This is a genomic window from Sphingomonas sp. SP6 (genome assembly GCF_058313435.1).
Genome location: NZ_JBZFLG010000001.1, coordinates 191,834 through 212,617 on the forward strand (window position 1 = coordinate 191,834; position 20,784 = coordinate 212,617).

The 20,784-nt window shown below is 69.3% G+C and carries 21 protein-coding genes and 1 tRNA gene; 13 read left to right on the forward strand and 9 right to left on the reverse strand.

What is annotated here, in order from left to right; all coding sequences use genetic code 11:
- Positions 1–8 precede the first annotated feature (8 nt).
- From AC4GYY_RS00890 to AC4GYY_RS00905, 4 genes are all read left to right on the forward strand, one after another.
- Positions 9–1,496 carry a flavin-containing monooxygenase gene (locus tag AC4GYY_RS00890; protein ID WP_491117914.1) on the forward strand — a complete coding sequence of 496 codons (1,488 nt, stop codon included), beginning with the start codon at positions 9–11 and terminating at the stop codon, positions 1,494–1,496.
- A gap of 350 nt (positions 1,497–1,846) precedes the next feature.
- The gene (locus AC4GYY_RS00895; RefSeq protein WP_491117916.1) at positions 1,847–3,145 is read left to right on the forward strand and encodes an EAL domain-containing protein; all 1,299 of its coding nucleotides are present in this window, start codon (positions 1,847–1,849) and stop codon (positions 3,143–3,145) included.
- Positions 3,142–5,574 (forward strand): ATP-binding protein, encoded by a 2,433-nt coding sequence (locus tag AC4GYY_RS00900; protein WP_491117917.1) that lies wholly within the window; start codon positions 3,142–3,144, stop codon positions 5,572–5,574. The genes AC4GYY_RS00895 and AC4GYY_RS00900 overlap by 4 nt, the downstream gene beginning before the upstream one ends.
- Positions 5,575–5,632: 58 nt before the next feature.
- Entirely contained in the window at positions 5,633–6,019 is a 387-nt protein-coding gene (locus AC4GYY_RS00905; protein WP_491117919.1) for a response regulator, read from the forward strand.
- On the opposite strand, the gene AC4GYY_RS00910 is transcribed toward AC4GYY_RS00905, so the two are convergent.
- The gene (locus AC4GYY_RS00910; protein ID WP_491117920.1) at positions 6,016–6,846 is read right to left on the reverse strand and encodes a methyltransferase domain-containing protein; all 831 of its coding nucleotides are present in this window, start codon (positions 6,844–6,846) and stop codon (positions 6,016–6,018) included. The two genes, AC4GYY_RS00905 and AC4GYY_RS00910, sit on opposite strands and share 4 nt — an antisense overlap.
- Before the next feature lie 43 nt (positions 6,847–6,889).
- Here AC4GYY_RS00910 and AC4GYY_RS00915 point away from each other — a divergent pair, with 43 nt between their 5' ends.
- From AC4GYY_RS00915 to AC4GYY_RS00935, 5 genes are all read left to right on the forward strand, one after another.
- On the forward strand, positions 6,890–7,618 hold the full coding sequence (locus AC4GYY_RS00915) for a ComF family protein (protein ID WP_491117921.1): 729 nt from the start codon (positions 6,890–6,892) through the stop codon (positions 7,616–7,618).
- A 31-nt stretch (positions 7,619–7,649) separates the two neighbouring features.
- Complete coding sequence (gene grxC, locus AC4GYY_RS00920) at positions 7,650–7,907, forward strand: glutaredoxin 3 (protein WP_491117923.1); 258 nt, start codon at positions 7,650–7,652, stop codon at positions 7,905–7,907.
- Positions 7,904–8,725: a carbon-nitrogen hydrolase family protein gene (locus tag AC4GYY_RS00925; protein ID WP_491117925.1), complete on the forward strand. Its 822-nt coding sequence runs from the start codon at positions 7,904–7,906 to the stop codon at positions 8,723–8,725. Before grxC ends, AC4GYY_RS00925 begins: the two co-directional genes overlap by 4 nt.
- Entirely contained in the window at positions 8,722–9,144 is a 423-nt protein-coding gene (locus tag AC4GYY_RS00930) for a DUF1178 family protein (protein ID WP_491117927.1), read from the forward strand. The genes AC4GYY_RS00925 and AC4GYY_RS00930 overlap by 4 nt, the downstream gene beginning before the upstream one ends.
- Before the next feature lie 47 nt (positions 9,145–9,191).
- Positions 9,192–9,268: transfer RNA gene (locus tag AC4GYY_RS00935), tRNA-Arg, on the forward strand.
- A gap of 38 nt (positions 9,269–9,306) precedes the next feature.
- Here AC4GYY_RS00935 and AC4GYY_RS00940 read toward each other — a convergent pair.
- The 3 genes from AC4GYY_RS00940 to AC4GYY_RS00950 all read right to left on the reverse strand — a co-directional run bounded on the left by AC4GYY_RS00940 (position 9,307) and on the right by AC4GYY_RS00950 (position 13,145).
- Positions 9,307–9,648, reverse strand: a complete 342-nt coding sequence (locus AC4GYY_RS00940) for an SWIB/MDM2 domain-containing protein (RefSeq protein WP_491117929.1) — start codon at positions 9,646–9,648, stop codon at positions 9,307–9,309.
- A 136-nt stretch (positions 9,649–9,784) separates the two neighbouring features.
- A complete protein-coding gene (locus AC4GYY_RS00945; protein ID WP_491117931.1) occupies positions 9,785–10,045 on the reverse strand; it encodes an SWIB/MDM2 domain-containing protein in 261 nt (86 codons plus the stop codon).
- 151 nt (positions 10,046–10,196) lie between these two features.
- The gene (locus AC4GYY_RS00950) at positions 10,197–13,145 is read right to left on the reverse strand and encodes a TonB-dependent receptor (RefSeq protein WP_491117933.1); all 2,949 of its coding nucleotides are present in this window, start codon (positions 13,143–13,145) and stop codon (positions 10,197–10,199) included.
- A gap of 211 nt (positions 13,146–13,356) precedes the next feature.
- On the opposite strand from AC4GYY_RS00950, the gene folE reads away from it, so the two are divergent.
- From folE to AC4GYY_RS00965, 3 genes are read left to right on the forward strand one after another with little or no spacing between them, the layout of a single operon-like run.
- Positions 13,357–13,974 (forward strand): GTP cyclohydrolase I FolE, encoded by a 618-nt coding sequence (gene folE / locus AC4GYY_RS00955; protein WP_491119263.1) that lies wholly within the window; start codon positions 13,357–13,359, stop codon positions 13,972–13,974.
- On the forward strand, positions 13,971–14,720 hold the full coding sequence (locus AC4GYY_RS00960; protein WP_491117935.1) for an SDR family oxidoreductase: 750 nt from the start codon (positions 13,971–13,973) through the stop codon (positions 14,718–14,720). Before folE ends, AC4GYY_RS00960 begins: the two co-directional genes overlap by 4 nt.
- Complete coding sequence (locus tag AC4GYY_RS00965; RefSeq protein WP_491117937.1) at positions 14,713–15,063, forward strand: dihydroneopterin aldolase; 351 nt, start codon at positions 14,713–14,715, stop codon at positions 15,061–15,063. The genes AC4GYY_RS00960 and AC4GYY_RS00965 overlap by 8 nt, the downstream gene beginning before the upstream one ends.
- A gap of 4 nt (positions 15,064–15,067) precedes the next feature.
- On the opposite strand, the gene AC4GYY_RS00970 is transcribed toward AC4GYY_RS00965, so the two are convergent.
- The 5 genes from AC4GYY_RS00970 to AC4GYY_RS00990 form a co-directional block, all read right to left on the reverse strand.
- Positions 15,068–15,628 (reverse strand): histidine phosphatase family protein, encoded by a 561-nt coding sequence (locus AC4GYY_RS00970; protein ID WP_491117939.1) that lies wholly within the window; start codon positions 15,626–15,628, stop codon positions 15,068–15,070.
- A complete protein-coding gene (locus AC4GYY_RS00975; RefSeq protein ID WP_491117941.1) occupies positions 15,625–16,422 on the reverse strand; it encodes a 3-deoxy-manno-octulosonate cytidylyltransferase in 798 nt (265 codons plus the stop codon). The genes AC4GYY_RS00970 and AC4GYY_RS00975 overlap by 4 nt, the downstream gene beginning before the upstream one ends.
- A 20-nt stretch (positions 16,423–16,442) precedes the next feature.
- Positions 16,443–17,450, reverse strand: a complete 1,008-nt coding sequence (locus AC4GYY_RS00980; RefSeq protein WP_491117943.1) for a KpsF/GutQ family sugar-phosphate isomerase — start codon at positions 17,448–17,450, stop codon at positions 16,443–16,445.
- A gap of 210 nt (positions 17,451–17,660) precedes the next feature.
- Entirely contained in the window at positions 17,661–18,800 is a 1,140-nt protein-coding gene (locus tag AC4GYY_RS00985; protein WP_491117945.1) for a polysaccharide biosynthesis/export family protein, read from the reverse strand.
- An 88-nt stretch (positions 18,801–18,888) separates the two neighbouring features.
- Positions 18,889–19,560 (reverse strand): ABC transporter ATP-binding protein, encoded by a 672-nt coding sequence (locus AC4GYY_RS00990; protein ID WP_491117947.1) that lies wholly within the window; start codon positions 19,558–19,560, stop codon positions 18,889–18,891.
- A gap of 89 nt (positions 19,561–19,649) precedes the next feature.
- On the opposite strand from AC4GYY_RS00990, the gene AC4GYY_RS00995 reads away from it, so the two are divergent.
- The gene (locus AC4GYY_RS00995; protein WP_491117949.1) at positions 19,650–20,783 is read left to right on the forward strand and encodes a glycosyltransferase; all 1,134 of its coding nucleotides are present in this window, start codon (positions 19,650–19,652) and stop codon (positions 20,781–20,783) included.
- Position 20,784: the final 1 nt, after the last annotated feature.

The following is a 20,784-nucleotide window of genomic DNA, read 5'->3' on the forward strand; positions in this document are numbered from 1 at the left end:
ACCTGAGAATGTCAGAGCATTTCGACGTCATCATCGTCGGCGCGGGACTGTCCGGCGTCGGCGCCGCACACCACCTCCAGCGGCGCTGCCCCGATCGCAGCTACGCGATCCTGGAGGCGCGGCAGGCGATGGGGGGAACGTGGGACCTGTTCCGCTATCCCGGCATCCGTTCCGACTCGGACATGCACACGCTCGGCTACAGCTTCAAACCCTGGACCCAGGCGAAGTCGATCGCCGACGGCCCTTCGATCCGCGACTATATCGAGGAGACCGCGCGCGAGGCGGGGATCGATCGCCACATCCGCTACGGTCACAAGGTGCTCGCCGCCGACTGGTCGAGCGCCGACGCGACGTGGACAGTGCGGGTCGCCACGGACGCGGGCGAGCGTGCGATCAGCTGCAATTTCCTGATGATGTGTTCGGGCTATTACGATTACGCGCGCGGCCACGCGCCCGAGTTCGCGGGCGCGGAGGACTTCGCCGGTCGCATCGTCCATCCGCAATTCTGGCCGGAGGACCTCGATTATGTGGGGAAGCGCGTGGTCGTGATCGGCAGCGGCGCCACCGCGGTGACGCTGGTCCCCGAAATGGCGAAAACCGCCGCGCACGTCATCATGCTCCAGCGCTCGCCGACCTATGTCGTCTCCCGACCGGCGCAGGACCGGGTGGCGAATTGGCTACGGTCGAAGCTCCCCGACAAGGCGGCTTATGGGATCACGCGGTGGAAGAACGTGGCGATGAGCATGTTCTTCTACCGGATGACGCGGCGGCAGCCGCAGAAGGTCAAGGCGAGGCTGCTCGGAATGGTGCGCGAGCATCTCGGCCCCGATTACGACGTCGCCACCCATTTCACCCCGCGCTACAATCCCTGGGATCAGCGGCTGTGCCTGGTGCCCGACGCGGACCTGTTCGCGACGATCAAGGCCGGTCGCGCCGAGGTCGTCACCGACACGATCGAGCGCTTCACCCCGACCGGGATCGAGCTGACGTCGGGGCGCGACGTTCCCGCGGACGTGATCGTCACCGCTACCGGGCTCGAAGTCCAGATGCTCAGCGGAGCGGACCTGACGGTCGACGGCCGAGCCGTCCGCATCGGCGACAAGCTCCAGTATAAGGGAATGATGTTCGACGACGTGCCGAACCTGTCGTTCACCTTCGGCTACACCAACGCTTCCTGGACGCTGAAGGCGGATCTGGTCGCGATGTACGTCTGCCGTTTGCTCAATACCATGACGCGGCGGGGAATGCGCCAGGCGACGCCGCGGATCGGCGAAGGTGGGATGGCGGCGGAGCCGTTCGTCGATTTCTCGTCGGGGTACATCCAGCGTGCCGCGGATCGGCTGCCTAAGCAGGGGGCGAAGAAGCCCTGGCGGCTCAACCAGAATTACGCGCTTGACGTGATGGCGCTGAAGTTCGGCTCGGTGGACAACGATATGGTCTTCTCGAACCCCGCGCCGGCTCGCCTCGGCAAGACAAAGGCCGCGGAGGCGGCCTGAGCGTCATTAACCAATTACATGATTCGGAACGACATTCCGTCCCGGATCGAGACGCCGGCGATCTGCGTCGAAGTCCGGTTCGGCCGCTTCGGCCGGGCTTGCTGGGCGCAAGCCGGCCGCCGCACCCGAACCGGATGCCTGCTTACCAGGGCTTGATGGTCTCGCCGAAGATCAGCGAGATGAGGAACGCGAGCATGGTTTTTCTCCCTTGTCCGCACCGGTGGTGCGCATCCGCGTTAACAGATTTTTTACCGTACCTCAAATCCGTTCACGGTTGAACTTGGTCCAGATCGGGACTCGTTTTTTCCGAGTTAAGGATATGTTCGCGATTGCACGGGTAGCGTTCGGGCATGGCCGGCCACATTCCGCCCACCGGTGAAGCCCGGGACCCCGCCGCCGCCCAGGCCGCGCCGCGGCAGGCGTGGCGCTTTCAGGTCGCAGCCGAGATCACGAACTTCGCAGCGCTGCGCCGACACGTGGGGCGGGCGCGGGCGGCGCTGCTCACCGAGGACGTGATCGCGCGGATCGCCGCGGTCGCGCCGGAGGCCAGGCTCCGCCCGGCCGGTCGCACGATCGAGATCGAGTTCGAGGGCGAGACCCCGGCGGACCTCGACGCCGGGCTGACCGCGATCCGCACCGCCTGCGACGCGCCGTTCGACCTCGATGGGGAACAGCACGTCGTTCTGCTCGCGCTCGGCGCGGCCTTGGCGCCGGCGAGCCGGGCCGAGGATGTACGGCTGATCGAAGAGGCGGAATCCGCGCTGGCGCAGGCCCGGGCGAGCGAAGGCGCGGTGACGCACGACCTCAGCGCCCAGCAGCCACGCATCGCGCGTCGCATCGCCGCCGACCTCGACCGAGCGCTGACGAACGGCGAGCTGCTGATCCAATACCAGCCCAAGGTGCATGTCCGGCGCCAGGAGATCACCAGCGCCGAGGCGCTGGTGCGCTGGCGGCATCCCGAGCGCGGGCTGGTCCTGCCGGGCGACTTCATCCCGGCGGCGGAGGAATTCCACGTCATCGACCGGCTGACGCTGTGGACCATCCGCCAGGCGATCGCCGACCAGCAGGATCTGGCGCGGCATGGTCACGACTTGAGGCTGTTCATCAACATCTCGGGGCAATTGCTCGCCGACGAGACGTTCGTGCGCGAGGCGTGCGCGCTCGTCGCGAGCAGCGACGCGAAGCTCGGCTTCGAGATCACCGAGACGTCGGTGATCCGCGATCCCGGCAGCGCCATCGCCAATCTGCAGGTCTTCGCGGACAGCGGGGTGATGATCGCGATCGACGATTACGGCGCAGGCCTCTCCTCGCTCGCCTATCTGAAGCAGCTGCCGGCGCGCGAGCTCAAGATCGACAAGCTGTTCGTCACCCAGCTGACCAGCTCGAACCGCGATCCGCTTATCGTCCGGTCGACCATCGATCTCGCGCACGCGCTGGAGATGGAGGTCGTCGCCGAGGGAGTGGAGACCCATGCCGCACTGGCGCTGCTGACGGTCATGGGCTGCGACATGGTGCAGGGCTTCCTGATCAGCCGGCCGATCGGGCTGGAGGCGCTGATCACCTTTCTGGACGAGGACATGCACCGCGCGGCCCCGCAGGATGCCAAGGTGTCGTTCCTGCGCCGCGCGCGCGTCGGGCAACAGGCGTGATCCTGCGCGGACTGGCGGCGTCCGTCCTGCTCGCGGTCGCGGTTCCGTTGGCGGCGGAGCCCGCGCCGTCGGCGCAGACCGACGCGACCTTCGACGCGATCTCCGCCGACGTTAAGGCCAAGATGCTCGCCGATCCCGCGCTCGCGGTCCGCCAGGCCGAGCGGGCGCGCGACTATGCGGTGGGCCGCCCGTCGGGACGGCAGCGCGATCTGATGCTCGCCACCGCCACGTGGCTGCTGGGGGAGGCCTATGCCCGCACCGGGCAGAACGACCGGGCGCGCCCGCTGATCGACGCCGCCGCGGCGCAGGCGGCGCGGGTCGCGCCAGGGAGCCGGCTGCTCGCCGACGCCCTGCTCTCGCGTGGCAATCTCCGCGCGTCGGCGGGGCAGGTCGCGGGCGCCATGACCGACCTTCATGCCGCGCACGACCTGTTCCAGACCCTGGGCGAGGACCGCGGGCGCGCGCGCGCGTTCGCGCAGATCGCCAACCTTTATGTCACCGCCAACGACTGGACCAACGCGCTGAAGTATTTCGCCGAGGCGCTGGAGGTCTATGACGCGGACCCGGGGCTGGCGGTCGCGATCTACAATGGCGAGGGCCTCGCGCTCCTCAAGCTCGAGCAGGTCCCCCGTGCGCTGGCGACGTTCCGCCGGGCGCTCGACCTCGCCCGCGAGCTGAAGAGCCCGAGCGTGACCGCGACCGTGTTGCGGAATCTCTCCTGGGCGCTGCTGACGAACGGTCAGCCCGACGCGGCGATCGGCGCCATCCGGGAAAGCATCGCGATCGCCGGCAGCGCCGCGCCGCCCGACTATCGCCGACGCCAGCAGGTCCTCCTCGCCCAGGCGCTCTACCAGAAGCATGACCTGGCCGCGGCGGAACGGCTGGTCGACAGGGCGTTCGACGGCGTCGACGTCGCCCGGACCGGGCTCGACGATCGCGATTCGCACCAGACCGCGTACGACGTCTATGCGGCCGCGGGGCGGAGCGACCGCGCGCTTGCGCATCTGACCGCGCTCAAGCGGCTGGACGACGAGGCGACCGAACTGGCACGGTCGAACGGCGCCGCGCTGATGGCGGCCCGGTTCGACTTCGCGAACCAGGAGGTCCGGATCGCCAACCTCAAGGCGGACGATCTGCGCAAGAGCGTCGCCTACGAACGTTCGCGCGCGCAGACCCAGCGCAACGTGCTGCTCGGGGGCGTCGCCGCCACGCTGCTGATCATCGCGGCGCTCGCCTATGCTCTGCGGACGGTCCGGCGCAGCCGCGACAAGGTCAGCGCGGCGAACGTGACGCTCGAGACGACCAACGTCGCGCTCGAAAAGGCGCTGGCGGCGAAGACCGAGTTCCTGGCGACGACCAGCCACGAGATCCGCACGCCGCTCAACGGCATCCTCGGCATGACCCAGGTGATGCTCGCCGATCCGAAGGTCGACGGCTCGATCCGTGACCGGGTGTCGGTGGTCCACGGCGCCGGTGTCACCATGCGCGCGCTGGTCGACGACATCCTCGACGTCGCCAAGATGGAGACGGGCAACCTCACCATCGAGGAGGGCGCGTTCGACCTTCGCCATGCGCTCACCGAATCGACGCGGATGTGGGAGGAGCAGGCGAACGCCAAGGGCCTGGCGTTCAGCGCCGATCTTCGGGACTGCCCGGCCGGGATCGTCGGCGACGCGGGGCGCCTGCGGCAGATCGTCTTCAACCTGCTGTCGAACGCGCTCAAGTTCACGCCGGCGGGGTCCGTCGCGCTGTGCGCGCGGCGCTGCGGCGAGCGCTACGAGATCTCGGTCCGCGACACCGGCATCGGCATCGCCCGGGCGCGCCATGAATTGATCTTCGAATCCTTCCAGCAGGCCGACACGAGCACGACCCGGCAGTTCGGCGGCACGGGCCTCGGGCTGACGATCTGCCGCAATCTCGCCCGCGCGATGGGCGGCGACGTCACGGTCGAGAGCGAGGAGGGGCAGGGCGCCACCTTCACCGTCTCGCTGCCGCTGCGCGAGAGCGGGTCCTGCGTCGCCGAGACGGCGGAGTCCGAGACGCCGGCGCTGATGCTGATCGAAGGCAATCCGATCGCGCGCGCCAAGCTCAGGTCCCTGCTCGAGCCCACGCACGGCCCGATCGTCGCGGTCGGCGATCTCGCGGCGGCGACCGCTACGCTCGCGGCTCGGCGATGCCCGCTGGTGCTCGTCGACGACGGCGTGCTGGGCGAGGCGGCGGACACGTCCGTCCGAACGCTTCGGGAGGCGGCGACCGGGGCGGCCAGTCTGGTCATCCTGCGGCGCGCCGACGGGACTGCGCGCGAAACGTTGATCGCGGCGGGCGCGTCCCTGGTTCTCGATCGCCCGATCGCGCGCGACGCCCTGATCGCGGCGTTGGCCGACTGCGCGCCCGAGCCTGTCAGGATGGTTGCAGCCCGGGCGGCATGACAGGTATAGCGACCCTCATGAAGCCGACGACGAAAAGCCTCCATTCCGGCGCATTCTCGTGAACGTGTTGTTTATCGAGGACGACCGGATGAATCGTCGGGTCGTTCGCGATATGCTCGATGTGGCGGGCGCGACGATGGTGGAGGCCGAAAGCGCCGAAGAGGGCCTCACCCTCCTCGGCGAGCAGAGCGTCGACATGGTGCTGGTCGATCTCCGGATGCCCGGCATGGACGGTCTGACCGCGATCCGCCACATCCGCGCCCGCGGCGACGCCAAGGGCGAACTGCCGATCATCGTCGTCACCGCGGATACTGCCATCGACCTTCGGGAACGCTGCCTGGCGGCGGGCGCCGACGACGTGATCTTCAAGCCCGTCGCGATGGATGCGCTGTTCGATGCGATGGGCCGCCTGCTTGCCGAGCGCGACGACGACGGGATGATCTAACCCGGACCGAGCGCCGCTTTCAGCGAGGCGGTGGCGCTGCCCCGGCGCGCCGGCCGGGGCTGATCGGGCGAGGGCGCCCAGCCGGTCAGCACCACGATCTCGAACCGCTCGGCGACCCGGCCCTCCGCGTCGCGGCGGGCCTCGAACGCCGCCGTGACGCGGGCGATCGTCTCCCGGCGGAGCGGGGCGACTTCGGCGAGCTGGTTGCCCCCGGCCATCCCGCGCACGTCGGCCAGCAGCCGCGCCAGGCTGGCGTAGCGCACCGTCAGCGTCTCCGCGTCGGCGACCGGCAGCGCGAAGCCGGCGCGCACCAGCAGATCGCCTGCCGAGCGGACGTCGACGAGCGGATGGAAGCGCGCCGCGGGCCGATCCGCTTCCGCCTCGCGGAAGATCGCGCGCAGCGTCTGGAGCGTGCCCGCGCCGAGGAACGCACCCAGGAACAATCCGTCGGGGCGCAGCGCGCGGCGGATCAGCGTGAGCGCGCCCGGCAGGTCGTTGACCGTGTCGAGCGTCCCCGCCGCGATGGCGAGGTCGAAGCGTTCGTCCCCGAACGGCAGCCGGTCCTCGTCCGCCTGGACGCCGCCGGCGCGGGCGGCGAACGTCCGGCCGGGATCGGCCCGTGCGATCCGCGCGTCGGGCAGGGCGAGGCCGCCGTCAGCGCAGCCAAGGTCGAGCACCTCGGCGAAGACGCGCTTCACCGCCGCGAGCCGCTCGGCGATCGTCTCCAGCATCGCGGTCCGCACGAACGCATGATCGGCGAAGCGGGCCGCGGCGCGGTCGCGCGCGAGGCGGCGACGGCGGCGGTCGAAGATCTCGGGGGTATCCACCCGGCGGCTTGTGCCCGCGGACGGCGCACGCGACAACCGGTGCGTGACCCCCGCCGATCGCCTGCTCGCCGCGCTCTCCCTCGCGTTGCCGCCGCGGTGCCCGGGTTGCGGCGACATCGTCCGCGGCGACCACCGGTTCTGCGCGCGCTGCTGGGCGAGCCTCCGCTTTCTCGGACCGCCATGCTGCGCCGGGTGCGGCGCGCCGTTCGAGGCGGACTGCGGCGTTGAGGCGCGGTGTCGCGACTGTGCGGCCCGCCCGCCGGTCCATGCCGGCGTCCACGCGGCCGTGGCTTATGGCGAGGTCGCGCGGGCGGTCGCGCTCGGGCTCAAATACGGCGGACGGACTGCGCTCGCGCGGACGGCCGCGGGGCTGATGCGGCGGGGGATGCCGCCGGGCGACGTGCTGATCCCGGTCCCGCTCCACCGCTGGCGGCTGTGGTCGCGCGGGTATAATCAGGCCGCGCTCATCGCCGACGCGCTGGCCCCGCTCCTCGGCCTGCCGGTGGAGCGCGCTGCGCTGCGCCGCATCCGCGCGACCGCCGCGCTACGCGGGCTGGGCCGTCGGGCCCGCGCGCAGGAGGTGCGGGCGGCGTTCGACCTCGATCCGCGACGCGCCGGGTCGGTCGAGGGCAAGCGCGTCGTCCTGGTCGACGACGTCTATACCAGCGGCGCCACAACTGAGGCGTGCGCGCGCGTGCTGCTCGGCGCGGGCGCGGCGAGCGTGGCGATCGCCTGCTGGGCGCGGGTGATCGACCAGACCGCCGCCGATTGACAAGCGCGGGTCAGGCACACACTTGAAGTCCATGGCGAAAGTCGAGATCTACACCAAGGCGTTCTGTCCCTATTGCACGCGAGCGATGCGGCTGCTGGACGCGAAGGGCGTTCGTCCCGAGGAGCACGACATCACGATGGGCGGCCCGCGCCGCGCCGAGATGCTCGCGCGATCTGGTGGCCGGATGACGGTGCCGCAGGTCTTCATCGACGGCCGCCACATCGGCGGCTCGGACGACCTCGCCGCCCTCGACGCGCGCGGCGGGCTCGATCCTCTCCTGGCGGCATGATCGCCGCAATCCTGCAAATGACCAGCGGGATCGATCCCGCGGAGAATGGACGCACCCTCGTCCGGGCGATCGGCGAGGCTCAAGCCGCTGGGGCGGCGATGCTGTTCACGCCCGAGATGTCGGGTCTGCTCGACCGCGATCGCGCGCGCGCCGCGACCGCAATCGTACCGGAGAGCGAGGATGTCGTGCTCGCCGCGGTGCGAGCGGCAGCGGCGCGACACGGCCTGTGGGTCCATCTCGGCTCGCTCGCCGTGCGGCGCGACGACGGGCGCTACGCCAATCGCGGCTTCGTGATCGACGCCGCCGGGGCGATCCGCGCGCGTTACGACAAGCTGCACCTGTTCGACGTCGCCCTGCCCAGCGGCGAGACGTGGCGCGAATCGGCGGCCTATGCGGCGGGGGAGGGAGCGGTGGCGGTCGCGACGCCGCTCGGCAGACTCGGGCTGTCGATCTGTTACGATCTGCGGTTTCCGGCGCTCTACACCGCGCTGACCGGCGCCGGCGCGACGATCCTTGCGGTCCCGGCCGCCTTCACCCGTCCGACCGGACGGGCGCATTGGGAGACGCTGCTCCGCGCCCGCGCGATCGAACAGGCGGCGTTCGTGGTCGCGGCGGCGCAGACCGGGGTCCATGCCGACGGGCGCGAGACCCACGGCCACGCGCTGGTGGTCGATCCCTGGGGCGAGGTGCTGCTGGACATGGGCGAGGCGGCGGGGCTGGGCCTCGTCGAGATCGATCCCGCGGCGGTCGATGCGGTGCGCGCGCGCATCCCCGTGCTGGAGCATCGCCGCGCGATCCCCGGCGTCGCGCGCGCATGATCGTCTTCGATCTCCGGTGCGACGGCGATCACGTGTTCGAGGCGTGGTTCGGATCGAGCGACGGCTATGAGGACCAGCGCGCGCGCGGGCTGATCGCCTGCCCGGTCTGCGCCTCGACCGCGATCGAGAAGGCGATCATGGCGCCGCGGCTTGCCTCGCGCGGTGAGGGCCGGCGCTCGCCCGAGGAGGTCAAGGCGATGTTGGGCGCGCTCGCCGGCGCGCAGGCCAAGGCGCTCGCATCGTCGCGCTGGGTGGGCGACCGCTTCGCCGTCGAGGCGCGCGCGATGCACGAGGGCGACCGCAAGCAGGAGACGATCCACGGTCAGGCGAGCGTCGCCGAGGCCAAGGCGCTGATGGCCGACGGAGTGCCGGTCGCGCCCTTGCCCCTTCCGGTGGTCCCTCCCGAGCGGTCGAACTGACCCTCGCGATTGACCGTCGTCGGCTGGGCGGGTAGCGGAGCGGCGATGCCCCCGTAGCTCAGCCGGATAGAGCGACGGTTTCCTAAACCGTAGGCCGCGTGTTCGAATCTCGCCGGGGGCACCACTCGCCGCCCACGTCGCGGTGGGCGGCGGTGTTGGTCGTCAGTCCTTGATCGCCGACAGATGCTTGCTGAGATGCTTGTTCATCTCGAACATGCTGACCGATTTCTTGCCGAAGATCTTCTGGAGCTTGTCGTCGCCGTTGATCTGGCGGCGATCCTTGGCGTCCTGAAGGTCGTGCTTCTTGATATAGTCCCAGACCTTCTTGACGACCTCGCTCCGGGGAAGCGAATCCTTGCCGACGATCTCGGCGAGCTCGGGAGAGGGCTGAACCGGCGCGGTGATGCCGCCGCGGGCGCCGGTCGCGGGCTTGCCGGTCGCCTTGACCGTCTTTTCGGCCGCCTTGGTCTCGTCCTTGCCCCGCTTTTCAGCCGATCGCGCCATCGCTCTGGTCCTCCGTTTGATTGGTTCTCGCGCAACTACGCACATCTCGGGGGTTCGTTGCGCAGGTGATGCGCGACCAGGGTCGGCCGCGCGACAGCGGGAGGAGCCGGGTGCCGGCCGCCGCCCGCCCGGTGCATCACGCAGTGACGTGCTGCGCGAGATATTTGTTCATCTCGAACATCGTCACCCGGTCGCGGCCGAAGACCTTCTTCAGCTTGTCGTCGGCGACGATCTCGCGCTTGTTCTCCGGGTTCTGGAGCTTGTTCGACTTGATGTAATCCCAGACCTTGCTGATCACCTGGCTGCGCGGCAGCTTGTCGTCGCCGACGATCGCGCCGAGCTCGGGCGACGGCTGGACGGGCGCGTGAATGCCGCTGGTCTTGGGTGGCGTGGCCATGTCGATCCTTCCTGTTGCGCCGGACTGCCCGGCCTGAACGTCGGCGCCTCCAGGCGGCGCGTACGGTCGCTTGTGCCTCGCCTGGGCACCCTTGTCATCATCTTCGGGAGGAGAGGGCCCGGCGGAGCGCGGTCGCTCCGCCGGACGCCGATCAGAACTTGAAGCCCGCAGCGATGCCGTAGCGGCGGGGTTCGACCGTGAAGATGTTGGTGAACAGCCCCGACGACTGGTCGGTCACGTACATTCCCGTCACCGCATTGTTGTTGGTCAGGTTCTGCACGAACCCGCGGACGTAGAAGCGGTCGTCCGGAGCGTTCAGCTGAAGCTGGGCGTTGATCACGGCATAGCCCTGGATCTTGTCGATGGGGTTCTTGTTGAAGATCGTACCCCACTGATTGCCCGTGTAGTTGATGTCGGCACGCGGGACGAGGGTGTAGCCGCCCGTCCCCATGTCGATGGTGTATTGGATGCCGGCCGACGCCTTGTAGGTCGGCGCGTTGGGCAGCTGATTGCCCTTGACGCTGACCTCCACGCCCGACCCGAGCACCTGGATGCCGCCGAACGCCGCGCCGACCGTGGCCGCATTGGCGTCGAGCGCCGAGCAGATGCTGAACGCGCCCGTGGTGTTGGTTCCCGGGATCGCGACCGGCGCCTGCAGGCCGATGCTGCCGTTGATCGCGGCGACATAGCCGTTGACTCCCGCGACGTTGCCGGTGGTGGAGACCACCGCGCAGTTCGAGGCGTTGGTCAGGTCCTTGATGATCACCGCGTCGGAACGCCCGCCGGAGACGTCGCGCGGATTGGCCAGGAACTTGTCGTTCGCCACGCTGGTGTGCAGGTAGCTGAAGTTCATGTTGACCAGCATCGCCGGCGTCGGGCTCGCGATCGCCTCCGCTTCGACGCCGTAGATGTTGACGTCGACGTTGTCGTTGACCGAGGTGCGGGCGACGATGCGGCTGAGCTGGAGGCCCTTGTACTTGTAGTAGAAGCCGGTGAGATTCAGCCGGAACGCGCCGTTGCCGAAGGTGTTCTTCGAGCCGATCTCGAACGAGTCGACCGATTCGGGGGTGAACGTGGTCGGCACCGCGAAGACCGGCGACAGCGGCGGATTGATGCCGCCCGATTTGTAGCCGCGCGAATAGGATGCGTAGAGCAGATTGTCCGGCGTGATCTTGTAATCGAGCACCGCGCGTCCGGTCAGCCGCGAGAACTGGACCGAGTCGTTGGCGAAGGCCTGATTGCCGTCCCTCGTCGAGTCGAAGTCGAAGTTGCCGCTATCGAGGATCGGGTTGGCATCGGGCGTGCCGAACGGCACCGGCGCGTTGGCCAGCGTCGTGCGCGCGATCACGGCCTTGTCGTCGTGCGTGTAGCGCAGACCGAGCGTGAGCTTGAGCTTGTCGGTGAAGGCGAAATAGGTCTCACCGAAGATGCCGTAGGACTTCAGCCGGAAATCCGGCGAGTTGCTGCGGAAGAACGGCGACGCCAGATAGGAGGTGCCGCCGGTCGCCGCCGAGCCGAGCAGGCCGGTGGCATAGTCGAGCCCGAACGAGTTGACGTAATAGTCGACGTTCGTCGCCTTCGAGTCGAAATAGATGCCGCCCAGCAGGAAGTTGAACATCCCGTCGAACGAACTGTCGAGGTGCGCTTCGATGCTGTACTGGCGAACCTTGCCGAGCGACCGATCGTAGTCGATGCTCTGCGGGTAGCAGCCGATGCTGTTGCCGCCGTAGATGCCGGTGTTGGTGGTGGTCGTCGCCGACTGGCAAAGCCCGCCGTTCGGACCGTTCGGGATCAGATACTGGCGCAGGTTATTCAGGAACGCCGCCGGACCACCGGGACGACCGGCCGCGTCGAGCGCGATCAGGCCGGGGTTGTTGACGTAGGGATTCTCGACCGCGAGGTTGTAGTCGGAGGTCGAGTTCACCGTGTTGCGCATATAGCCGCCGGTGATGTTCAGCGAGACCTTGCCGAAGTCATGGAAGATCTTGGCGGTGTACTGCTCCTCCTCGGCGAAATAGGTCGGCGTGTAGTCGACGTTGACGGTGCGGACGTCCGCCGGATTGACGACGCCGGCGAACGTGTCGGTGCCGTACACGCTGCCGAGCGCGAAGGGGACCAGGGCCGGGCTGACGCCGATGCCGATGAACTCCTTCGAGGTCAGCGCCGTCGACAGTGTCGAGTTGGCGTTGGTGGTCTCGTATCGCAGGGTGTCGGGCAGACAGCCCATCACGCCCGTCGGATCGCGGTGGCAGAGCTGTTTTTGGATGCGGCTGCGATTGTCGCGCTCGTGGAAATAATAGCCGATCAGGTCGACGCGGGTGTCGCTGGTCGGTTCCCAGGTCAGCGTACCGCGCAGCGAGTAGAGATCGCGGTCGTCGATCCGCTTCCCGTCGTAGAGGTTCTTGGTATAGCCGTCGCGGTTGAGGTAGGTGCCTGCCACGCGCACGCCCAGCGTGTCGGTGATCGGCAGGTTGAACATGCCCTTGACGCGGATCGAATTGTAATTGCCGTATTCGGCCTCGCCCGCCGCGTGGATCCCCGACAGATCGGCCTTGGCGGAGATGAAGTTGATCGCGCCCGAGGTCGCGTTACGTCCGAACAGCGTTCCCTGCGGGCCGCGCAGGACCTCGACCCGCTCGAGGTCGAAGAACTCGGTCTCGAACAGGCGGGTGCCGAGCAGCGGCATGTCGTTGACGGCGATCGCGGTCGATTCGTCGCAGGTCACGCCGACGCACAGGTTGCTGACGCCGCGGATCGCGAAGCTGGAGGAGGTGAAGTTGGTCTTGGTGAAGGTGACGTTGGGGAGGCTCTGTTGAAGCGAGGTCGTGTTGACGATCTGCTGCTTCTCCAGGTTCTGCGCGGTGAATGCGCTGACCGCGATCGGCACGTCCTGAAGCCGCTGCGACTGGCGCTGGGCGGTAACGACGATGTCGCCGGGATAGCCGTCCTGGCCGCCGGACGGGGTGGAAGGCGCCTCCTGGCCGGGCCCGTTCGTGGGAGCGGTATTCTGCGCGGACGTGGTGTCCGCGGTCTGCGCCATCGCCGGCAGCGCCGGCAGCATCACGAACGCCGTAGCCGTCAGAAGCTGAAACTTCCTCATCGTCTTCCCCTCTCCCTGCCCCGCCGGTCTGAAGCCGGTTGGGTCATCTTCCATGGTTCGGTATGGAAGGTAGCGATCGAAAATTTCCTTCGTCAAATGAAAATGTGAGGGAAGGGTACGCTCCTGAGGGTTGTTGCCGAAATGAAACAGTTGCAATTTAGAACGTACGTCATGGTGCGGTGCAAGAGATCGGAGACGAAGAGTGGCTGATGTGATCCCGGGCGAGCCCGATGACGGAGACCTGCTCCGCGCCCCCGACGGCCCCGAGATACCGGCCGACGTCCTCGCCGCGGTCCGTACGCTGATCGCGTGGACAGGCGACGACCCGGCGCGAGAGGGGCTGCGCGACACCCCGCGCCGGGTGGCGCGCGCGTGGCGTGAATATTGCGCGGGCTACGACGAGGATCCCTCGCGCCATCTCGCCCGCGTGTTCGAGGAGGTCGGCGGCTATGACGAGATCGTGCTGCTGAAGGACATCCCCTTCCAGTCGCATTGCGAGCACCACATGGCCCCGATCATCGGGCGCGCGCACATCGCCTATCTGCCGACCGATCACGTCGTCGGCATCTCGAAACTCGCCCGCGTTCTCCACGGCTTCGCGCGGCGGCTCCAGGTCCAGGAGCGGCTGACGGCCGAGGTCGCGGACTGCATCTGGAACGGACTGCGGCCGCAGGGCGTCGCCGTCGTGATCGAGGCGAGCCACGCCTGCATGACCGCGCGCGGCGTCCGGACGCCCGGGGTGGCGATGGTCACCAGCCGGATGATGGGGGTGTTCCGCGACGACGATCGGAGCCGCAAGGAGGTCCTGGCGTTGATGGGGCTCGGATGACGCGGACGATTCTGGTCACGGGGGGAACGCGCCGGATCGGCGCGGCGATCGCGACGCGGCTTGCCGCGGATGGCCATGCGGTGGTGATCCACGCCCATTCCTCTCCGGACGAGGCCCGTGCGACCGCCGCCGCGATCGGTGCGATCGGCGTGGTCGAGGGCGACCTCGCCGACCCGTCCGCTCCCGCGCTTATCCTTGCTGCAGCGCAGCGCCTGGCCGGGCGGACGATCGACGGGCTGGTCAATTCGGCCTCGCTCTTCGAGTATGATCGGCCGCCTGCGGTCGATGCCGCGCTGCTCGCAAGGCTGACCGCCGTCAACCTGACCGCCCCGAGTCTCCTCGCCTCCGCGCTCGCGGCGCAGCCGGGCCTCGAGGACGGATCGATCGTCAACCTGCTCGATCAGAAGGTCGTCAACCTCAACCCGGACTTCTTCTCCTATTCGCTGACCAAGATCGCGTTGGAGGGGGCGACGACGATGCTGGCGCAGGCGCTGGCGCCCAGGGTCCGGGTCAACGCCGTGTCGCCGGGTCTGACGCTGCCGAGCGGCGACCAGTCGGCGGACGAGTTCGCACGGACGGGCAGCCGCAATCTGCTCGGGCGGCCGGTCGGGGCGGGCGCGGTGGCGGAGGCGGTCGCCTATCTGCTCGGCGCGCGGAGCGTCACCGGGCAGAACCTGTTCGTCGATTGCGGCCAGCGCTTCTGCAAGCGGGACGGCGACGTGATGTTCGAGGGGCGCGATGGCTGAGTTCACCACGCTGCTCGACGGGCTCACCGTGCGCATCCGCCTCGGCATCCATCCCGAGGAAGCGGAGCCGCAGCCCGTCACCGTGTCGGTCGAGATGACGGTCGCCTATCCGGGCGCACCCGCCGCGGATGCGATCGACGAGGTGCTGGACTATGATTTCGTCCGCGCCGGGGTGCTGGCGCTCGCGTCGACCCGCCGCTTCGCGCTCCAGGAGACGCTGTGCGAGGCGATCGCGGCGCTCTGTCTCGCCGACGGACGGGTGCAGCGGGTGCGGGTGCGGACGGTCAAGACCGACATCTACCCCGACGCGCGGATCGGCTGCGAGATCGTGCGCGCGCGCTGACCGGTCAGTCGGGGCGCCGGTCCCAGCAGATCAGCCGTCCGGCCTCGATCACGCCGTACGCGCCGGTCCTGATCTTCCGCGGCGGCTCGTCGAGCGCGAGGAGGGCGAAACGGGCCGCGCCGTTGCTCGTCACCAGCAGCGCGGCCCCCGTCGCCCGCGCGAAGAAGGCGCGCCACGCCGCCAGCCGCTCGTCGGCGTCCACGGTCCAGCCCGGCGGCGGCGTGGCCGAATGCTCCCAGGCGTCGAGCGCGGCCCGCCCGACGCGGGCCACCACCTCCGCCTCGGTCCGATCCTCGTCCGGTCCGTGATCGATCTCACGCAGCCAGCGCGCGATCTCGATCCGGCCGGGCGCGATCGTTTCCGCGGTCTCGCGCGTCCGGCGAAGTGGCGAGGCGAGGACGCGCTGGAACACCAGCTCGCGTTCGGCGAACTCCGCGGCGAGCGCACGGGCCTGCGCGCGCCCGCTCTCGACCAGCGGCAGGTCGGTCCGCGCGCCGATCCGCCGGGGCGCTTCGCCGGGTGCGAAGGTGTCGCCGTGGCGGACGATGACGATCCGCTGCGTCATGAGCCGAGCGGATCGCCGTGGCGGGCGATCAGCGCCTCGGCGCGCGCCAGATCGGCAGGGGTGTCGATCCCGGAGATGTCGAACGACGGCGGGGCGATCTCGACCGCGGCGATGGGAACGCCCATCTCCAGCAACCGGAGCTGCTCGAGCCCCTCGAGCCGCTCGAGCGCGGTCGGCGGCTCGGCCTCGAACGCCCGCAGCGCGGCGAGGCGATAGGCGTAGAGGCCGACATGGCGCCACACCGGCGACAGCGGCGACTCGTCGCGCAGCCGCCGCTCGTCGCGGATCGCCGGCAGGATCTGCTTGGAGAACCAGATTGCGCGACCATCGGCAGATCGGACGCAGGTCGTGCCGCTGAACGGCGCGACCTGTTTGTGGGCCCGCAACGCATCGAGCGCCTCCCAGCTCAGGCGCACGACCGGGGTCGCGACGTGCGCCGCGCCCTCGTCCAGCGCCCGGATCATCGCGCCGAGCGCCTCGTCTGGTTGGAACGGGGAATCGCCCTGAAGATTGACGACGATCGCCGGCGGCGTCGACAGCGTCTCAGCGGCGGCGAGCGCGCGGCCGGAGCCGGTGGAGATGGCGGCGGCCGTCATCACCGCCTCGCACCCGGCGACGGCGGCGTGGTCCGCGATCCGCCGGTCGTCGGTCGCGACGAGCAGCTGAGCCTCCGGGAGATCGCTGAGAGCACGGCGCGCGAGCGCGATCGTGCGGTGCAGCAGCGAGACTCCCGCGATCGGCAGCAGCGGCTTCATCGGCAGCCGGGTCGACCCCGCCCGCGCCGGGATCACCACCAGCAGTCGGGAACCGGCGGTCAGGCGACCCCCGCGCTCAACACGTCGTGCATGTGGACGGCGCCGACCAGGCGCTCGCCGTCGCGCACGAACAGGACCAGGACGTTGGCGTCGTGCATCTGGCGGATCGCATCGGACGCGAGCTCGCCCGGGCCGATCCAGCGCGGCTCGCGGGTCATCACCTCGGCGACCGGGACCTCCATGTTGCGGTCGCCCGTGATCGTGCGGCGCAGGTCGCCGTCGGTGAAGGCGCCGATCAGCTTGCCGTCGTCGTCGACCACCGCGGTCGCGCCCAGCCGCGCGCGCGTCATCTCGATCGTCGCGTCGAGCAGCGTCGCGTCGGCGCGGACCTTGGGGACGTCCGGTCCGCGCGCCATCACGTCGCGCACCTTCAGCAGCCGCGCTCCCAGCCGGCCATTGGGATGGAATTTGTAGAAATCGTCGGCCGAAAAGCCGCGCCGGTGCATCAGCGCGATCGCCAGTGCGTCGCCGAACACCAGTTGCACGGTGGTGGACGTGGTCGGCGTCAGCTCGATCGGGCACGCCTCGCGCACCGACGGCAGCCGGATGAAGAAGTCGGCGGCGCGCGCCGCGGTCGAATTGCCGCGCGCGGTGATGGTCACCAGCTTGATGCCGAAGCGCTTGCAGTAACTGAAGATCGGCGCGAACTCGGCGGTCTCGCCCGATCGGCTGATGATCAGGACGATGTCGTCCTCACCCACCATGCCGAGATCGCCGTGGCCCGCTTCGGCCGGGTGCAGGAACATCGCGGGGGAGCCGGTGGAGGTCAGCGTCGCGGTGATCTTGCGCGCGATGATCCCGCTCTTGCCCATCCCCGCGACGATCACACGGCCGCTGGCCTGCGCGATCGTCTCGACCAGCCGATCGAACCCTGCGGCGAAATCCGGTTCGGTGAAACAGGCCTCGAGCGCGCGAAGACCGCCGACCTCGACCGCGATGGTCCGTGCCGCGACCGACGCCGCGCTCCGCTTTCGGAACGGAACGATCGGATCCGGCTTGGTGCCCATGTCTTACCCCTGTCTCGCCGCGGGTCCAGACCGCTGTCCGAACGGGAAGTCGTGGTCAACACTCCCGGTTCCATCCACGGCCGGTGTCGACGACCGGGCGCGAGACGCGGACCCTAAAAGTTGCACCAGCGATAGCTTACCCGACGCAAGATGACATCCCTGAAATGGGCGGGAGTCGATCTCCCCTGATCATCGCCCCCGCGTGGCCGGTTAGTTGCCCAAGTTCCGGACGGCGATGATCGGGCTGAACAGCTGGCCCAGGATCTGGGCGAGCTTGCCCGGCTGGTTGGCCTTGGCGCTCGCGATATAGATGACGTCCTTGTCGCGCATCCCGATGCGCTGGGACAAGAAGTAGCTTTCGGCGCGGAGCATGTTGAGACGATAGATGACCGGCTTGCCGCCCGGAGCGTCGGCGGTCCGGTCGTAGCGGAACAGGTACACCGCCGCCGCGTCGGCGCTGTTCTCGTTGGGACCGGCGATGCGCGCCAGCGCCTCGGCGAGCGAGAGTTCGTTCGCGCTGAACGCTACTTGGCTCACCTTGCTGGTCGATCCGAAGGCGAGGAAGGTGCGTGGCCGCGTGAAGACCTGGACCCGGTCGCCGGGGAGCAGCGCGATGTTCTGCGAACTGGCGGCGTCGATCGCGCTCAGCCGCGTCTCGGCGGACTGGCCGTCGCGAGTCACCCGGATCACCGCGTCGTCGGGCTGGACGGTGGCGCCGCCGGCACGGGCGAGCGCGTCGATCAGCCGTTCCTCGGGCAACGTCAGCGGAAACTTGCCCGGTGCGCGGACGTCCCCAAGTATGTAGAAATTGTTATGGGCGTTCAGTTTGACGCCGACCTGCGCCTGCGGCCGCTGCGAGAGTCCGCGGAGGCCACGCTCGATCATCCGCGCGACCTCGGCCGGCGTCTTGTCCGCGACCTTCAGCCGACCGACATAGGGAAGGGAGATCGTTCCGTCCGAACCGACCAGCACGTCGTCGAGCAGCGTCGACCGCGCCGAGGGGTTGAACTGGCCTCCCTGGCCCAGCGTTCCCGTCGCGCCCTGGAATAGCGTGACGCCGACCTCGTACACCATGATCGTCAGCACGTCGCCCGCGCCGATCGTGTCGATCCGGCCCGGGCGGGTCAGCTTGGCGAGGCCACCGTCGGCAGGCGGTAGCGAGGCGAGCTTCTCGGTCGCTGCTGCGTCGATGTCGACGATCGAAAAGCCGATGTCGTTGTGGTTCTTCTGCGCCGAGTTGATCTGGGTCGAGGTCGGACCGCTGGACGGCAGAGTCGAACAGCCGGCAAGCGTCAGTGCGCCGGTGAGGATAATCGCCGGCAGACGACCCGGAACCGAGCGTATACGCATACTTCGCAGTCTCACCCCGCCTTGCGCCGGGTCGGTACGGCCCAGGAAGAAGCGCCGATTATCCGAGGCCCGCGGCCAACACAATGCGTCAGCGCCGCTGTTGCGGGAAACTTTGCAGCCGGTGGTGGACGTCGACCGCCTCGCGGACGGTATCGTAAAGCGTCACCGCGCCCGCATAGACCACCGCGCCCTTGTCGCAGTAGCGCAGCAGCGTGTTGCTGTCGTGCGACACCATGATCAGCGTGCCGTCGCGCTTGCGCTCCTGCAGCGCCTCCTCCGAGCGCGCGCGGAACCGCTCGTCGCCGACGCCGGTGATCTCGTCGACCAGATAGCAGTCGAACCGGATCGCCAGCGAGATCCCGAAGGCCAAGCGCGCGCCCATGCCGGCCGAGTAGACCTTGATCGGCTCGTGCATGTACCGGCCGAGCTGGGCGAAGTCGTCGACGAAGTCGAGCAGCTGGCGCTCGTCCTTACCATAGATGCGGGCGATGAAGCGCGCGTTGTCGGCACCGGTGAGCGACGTCTGGAATGCCTGGCTGAGGCCGATCGGCCACGACACGGACATCTTGCGTGTGACGGTGCCACTGGTCGGTCGCTCGACGCCGGAGAGCAGCTTCATCAGCGTCGACTTGCCGGCGCCGTTCGCCCCGCAGATGCCGATGCTGTCGCCGCGATTGATCGTGAACGTTACGTCCTGGAGGACTTCGTTGACGCCGCTCTGGCCCTGGTAGGACTTACTGACGCGATCGAGGATGATCATGGGGCTCTTTCCGGGGAGCGGGTCCGCGCGCGGGGCCGGGATGGACGGGCGCGGGGGCGCTGCTACAGGATCGGCGCGTGGAGCAAAAGGTGCCGCTTTGCCTCGACGGCCGGATGCTCGCCGCGGAGGCGACCGGCGTCGCGACCTACGCCCGCACCGTCCGGGCCGCGCTGACGCGGGTCGGTGCGCCGCCGCTGATCCTCGACGATGCCGCGCGAGGTCGGTTCGGGCGTCGCGAGGGACGGGTCCGCCGGTGGCGGCGGTGGCTCGAGGCGGGGCGGACCGGGTCGCTGCGGCTGCGGCGCGAGCCCGACGGATTCTACGCCGGCGATCTCTTCGCGCTGGCGCAGGCGCGGTTCGCGCGAACCGGCGCGCTGCTCACGCTGCACGCGCCGGGTCCGTCCGGCGTGGTCCACTGGACCTACCCGGTGGCGGCACGGATCGAAGGCTGGCGCAATCTCTACACGATCCACGACGTGATCCCGCTGACCCATCCCGAGCTGACCCACACCGACCCGGCGGGCCTGCGCGCGCGGCTCGCGGTGGTGCTCGCTGCAGCGGACGGGATCGTGACCGTGTCGGAGCACAGCCGCGACGCGATCGTCCGCACCCTCGGGCTGGCGCCCGCGCGCGTGCTCAACGCCGGGCTCGCGGTCGAGATCGCGCCGTCGACGGCGCGTACGCTTCCGGCCGGGCTGGTACCGGACGGATATTTTCTGTTCCACGGCATGGCCGAGCCGCGCAAGAACCTGCCTCGCCTGATCGCGGCATGGCGGGCCAGCGGCGTGACCCGGCCGCTCGTCGTCGCCGGCCCGGCGGGCGGAGATGACGCCGACGCCCCGGGCGTGATCCGGCTTCCCTATCTGCCGCGCGAGGAGCTGCTGGCGCTGATCGCCGGTGCGCGTGCGCTCCTCTTCCCCTCGCTCGCCGAGGGGTTCGGCCTGCCCGTCGCCGAGGCGATGGCGCTCGGGACGCCCGTCCTCACCTCCGCGGGCGGGGCGCTGGAGGAGACCGCGGGCGGTGCCGCGCTCATGGTCGACGCCGTGGACGTTGCCGCGCTCGCCGCCGCCATCGTGCGGCTCGACCGGGACGAGGCGCTGCGGGCGGCCCTGCGCGCCGCCGGCCTGGATCGCGCAGCCGCCGCCTTCGGTGTCGACGCCTTCGGCCGGAGACTGCTCGCCGCCTACGCCGAAGTGTTTGGCGTTCCGGGGGCGCTGCCGTAAC

What these genes read in the sequence shown, in the direction of transcription:
- AC4GYY_RS00990 (WP_491117947.1), bottom strand. Translation starts at nt 19,560, where the DNA reads ATGATCATCCTCGATCGCGTCAGTAAGTCCTACCAGGGCCAGAGCGGC.
- AC4GYY_RS00945 (WP_491117931.1), bottom strand. Translation starts at nt 10,045, where the DNA reads ATGGCCACGCCACCCAAGACCAGCGGCATTCACGCGCCCGTCCAGCCG.
- AC4GYY_RS00940 (WP_491117929.1), bottom strand. Translation starts at nt 9,648, where the DNA reads ATGGCGCGATCGGCTGAAAAGCGGGGCAAGGACGAGACCAAGGCGGCC.
- AC4GYY_RS00890 (WP_491117914.1), top strand. Translation starts at nt 9, where the DNA reads ATGTCAGAGCATTTCGACGTCATCATCGTCGGCGCGGGACTGTCCGGC.
- AC4GYY_RS00970 (WP_491117939.1), bottom strand. Translation starts at nt 15,628, where the DNA reads ATGACGCAGCGGATCGTCATCGTCCGCCACGGCGACACCTTCGCACCC.
- grxC (WP_491117923.1), top strand. Translation starts at nt 7,650, where the DNA reads ATGGCGAAAGTCGAGATCTACACCAAGGCGTTCTGTCCCTATTGCACG.
- AC4GYY_RS00950 (WP_491117933.1), bottom strand. Translation starts at nt 13,145, where the DNA reads ATGAGGAAGTTTCAGCTTCTGACGGCTACGGCGTTCGTGATGCTGCCG.
- AC4GYY_RS00980 (WP_491117943.1), bottom strand. Translation starts at nt 17,450, where the DNA reads ATGGGCACCAAGCCGGATCCGATCGTTCCGTTCCGAAAGCGGAGCGCG.
- AC4GYY_RS00930 (WP_491117927.1), top strand. Translation starts at nt 8,722, where the DNA reads ATGATCGTCTTCGATCTCCGGTGCGACGGCGATCACGTGTTCGAGGCG.
- AC4GYY_RS00895 (WP_491117916.1), top strand. Translation starts at nt 1,847, where the DNA reads ATGGCCGGCCACATTCCGCCCACCGGTGAAGCCCGGGACCCCGCCGCC.
- AC4GYY_RS00925 (WP_491117925.1), top strand. Translation starts at nt 7,904, where the DNA reads ATGATCGCCGCAATCCTGCAAATGACCAGCGGGATCGATCCCGCGGAG.
- AC4GYY_RS00960 (WP_491117935.1), top strand. Translation starts at nt 13,971, where the DNA reads ATGACGCGGACGATTCTGGTCACGGGGGGAACGCGCCGGATCGGCGCG.
- AC4GYY_RS00965 (WP_491117937.1), top strand. Translation starts at nt 14,713, where the DNA reads ATGGCTGAGTTCACCACGCTGCTCGACGGGCTCACCGTGCGCATCCGC.
- AC4GYY_RS00985 (WP_491117945.1), bottom strand. Translation starts at nt 18,800, where the DNA reads ATGCGTATACGCTCGGTTCCGGGTCGTCTGCCGGCGATTATCCTCACC.